This window comes from Dietzia sp. DQ11-44 (assembly GCF_014145205.1).
GTDB classification, from domain to species: Bacteria; Actinomycetota; Actinomycetes; order Mycobacteriales; family Mycobacteriaceae; genus Dietzia; species Dietzia natronolimnaea.
The window spans coordinates 1-2,743 of sequence record NZ_JAALEC010000195.1 but is presented as its reverse complement, the minus strand read 5'-3'; the positions used below and the strand labels follow the sequence as shown (position 1 = coordinate 2,743).

Genomic DNA, 2,743 nt, shown 5'->3' with positions numbered 1-2,743 from the left:
GTGTCACGGCCCCCGTGCTCGCGGGTAGCCGCCCACGCGAGCGCGAGCGCGACCGAGTCCGCCGGGCCGATGGCGTGGCGCAGCATCGAGTGCAGCACCTCCGGTAGGCGCCGGGCGTCGACCTCCCCGCGCTGGGCCAGCCCCTCGAGCCCGTGGGACAGGGTGTACATCCCGGAGGGGAAGGACGAGTCGGTGAACTGCAACGCGAGCAGCAGCCGCGACAGATCGGTGCCGCTCATGCCAGGTAGTGCAGCTGGGCCAGCGGCAGCGTGGTGGCCGGGGCGATGGTGGCGGGCTCGCCGTCGACGGTGACGACGTAGGTCTCGGGATCCACCTCGATGGTCGGGCAGCGGTCGTTGCGGACCATGTCCTTCTTGCCGATCCCGCGGCAGCCGCGCACGGGCAGGCACGGCGAGGTCAGGCCCAGTTCCTCTGGCACGCCGGCCTCGATCGCCGCGGAGGACAGGAACGTCACCCGCGTGGACTGCAACGCCCCTCCGTACGCGCCGAACATCGGCCGGTAGATCACCGGCTGCGGCGTGGGCAGCGACGCGTTGGGATCGCCCATCGGCGCCCACACGATCATCCCGCCCTTGATGATCAGCGACGGCTTGGCCGCGAACGAGTCCACCGGCCACACCACCAGGTCCGCGAGCTTGCCTGGCTCGATCGAGCCCAGGTGGTCGGCGATGCCCGCGGCGATGGCGGGGTTGATGGTCATCTTGGCGACGTAGCGCAACACGCGCTCGTTGTCGTTGCGGTCGGTGTCCTCGGGCAGCGGCCCTCGCTCGACGCGGCAGTGGTGCGCGGTCTGGAACGCCCGCTGCCAGGACTCGCCGATCCGACCCATCGCCTGCGAATCCGACGAGAAGATCGAGATGATGCCCTCGTCGTGCAGCACGGTCTCGGCGGCGATGGTCTCGGCCCGCACGCGGGAGTCGGCGAAGCTGACGTCCTCGGGGATGTCGTGCGACAGGTGGTGGCAGACCATCACCATGTCGAGCAGCTCGTCGACCGAGTTGACCGTGTACGGCAGCGTCGGGTTGGTGGAGGCGGGCAGGACGTTGGGCTCGCCGCACACCCGCAGGATGTCGGGCGCGTGGCCGCCGCCGGCGCCCTCGGAGTGGAAGGTGTGGATGGTCGAGTCGCCGAACGCGGCGCGGGTGTCCTCGTAGAAGCCGGACTCGTTGAGGGTGTCGGTGTGGATCGCGACCTGCACGTCGTACTGGTCGGCGACCTCCTGCACGCAGCGGATGGCCGCCGGGGTGGTCCCCCAGTCCTCGTGGATCTTCAGCCCGGCCGCCCCGGCCACGATCTGCTCGACCGCCGACTCGGGCTGGGAGGTGTTGCCCTTGCCCAGGATCCCGATGTTCACCGGCAGCCCGTCGGCGGCCTGCAGCATCCGGCCGATGTTCCAGGCGCCCGGCGTGCAGGTGGTCCCCTTGGTGCCCTCGGACGGGCCGGTCCCTCCGCCGAACATGGTGGTCACCCCGTTGGACAGGGCCTCGTCCACCTGCTGTGGGGCGATGAAGTGGATGTGGGTGTCCACTCCCCCGGCGGTGACGATCTTGTGCTCGCCCGCCACCACCTCCGTGCCGGGGCCGATCACCAGCTCGGGGTGCACTCCGTCCTGCAGGTGCGGGTTCCCGGCCTTGCCCACGGCCACGATCCGGCCGTCGCGAATCCCGATGTCGCCCTTGACCACGCCGATCACGGCGTCGAGGATCGTGGCCCCGGTGATTACCAGGTCGAGCGCGCCCGAGGCCCGCGTGCCGGCCGGGTCCTGCGCCATGCCGTCCCGGATCGCCTTGCCGCCGCCGTAGACGGCCTCCTCGCCGTAGCCGGACGTCCCGTCGGTGGTGACGGCGTTGTGATCAGTGGTGATCTCGACGGTCAACACCGTGTCCGCCAACGTCAGTCGGTCCCCGACCGTGGGTCCGTAGATGTCGGTGTAGGTCGCGCGCGGGAGCACGGTCGGCGGGCCCTCGGCGACGGGAACACCGTCCGCGGGCGGCCGGGCCTCGTTGTCGTCGTCATCGGCCACGTCCGCGCTGTCGCAGAGGAACCCGCCGTCGCGCATGCGCCCCATCGCCCGCTCACGCACGGCCGGATCGTCGAGACGACCGTCGACCAGCCCGGAGAAGCCGTGGCAGACGCGCTCGCCGGCGTAGTCCACCAGCCGCACCGTGCGGGTCTGACCGGGTTCGAACCGCACCGCCAGGCCCGCGCCGATCGCCAGGTGGCGCCCGTAGGCGGCGGGCCGGTCGAACCGGAGCTCGCGGTTGGCCTCGAAGAAGTGGTAGTGCGAGCCCACCTGGACGGCGCGGTCGCCGGTGTTGGTCACCGCGAGTTCGACGGTCGCGCGCCCGGCGCCCAGCGTGATGTCGCCGTCGCCGTACTGGTACTTCCCGGATCCGGACATCGCGCTCCTCGGGGTCGGTGCGGTGGTGGGTTGGTGGAGTGGGGGCTAGTGCGAGTGGGTGTGGACGCTGCCGTCGGCCGCCACGTGGGAGTGGGCGTAACCGTGGCCGTCCTCGGCGTCGAGTGCCGCGTCGATGCCGTCCCGTCCGTGATCGAGCCGGTGGACCGCCTCGCGCACGCGGGTGTCGATCACGCTGCGCAACACCGCCGGGCCCAGGAGGTACTCGCCCTCGCCGGGCAGGTCCCGGCCGGTGACCGGCGCCGGTGCCAACGTGGCGCTCACGACCACCGGGCGCTCCGACCCGAGCGCATCGAGCCGAGC

General features: G+C 71.7%; 1 protein-coding gene and 2 pseudogenes. All 3 read right to left on the bottom strand.

Translation table 11 applies throughout. The annotated features are described in order from the left end of the window. Positions 1-239, bottom strand: a pseudogene (locus G6018_RS06050) (urease accessory protein); the annotation flags it as partial. Beyond that, on the bottom strand, positions 236-2,422 hold the full coding sequence (gene ureC / locus G6018_RS06045) for an urease subunit alpha (RefSeq protein ID WP_182639166.1): 2,187 nt from the start codon (positions 2,420-2,422) through the stop codon (positions 236-238). The pseudogene G6018_RS06050 and the gene ureC, both read right to left, overlap by 4 nt. A 45-nt stretch (positions 2,423-2,467) precedes the next feature. Then, a pseudogene (locus G6018_RS06040) lies at positions 2,468-2,743 on the bottom strand (hypothetical protein); the annotation flags it as partial.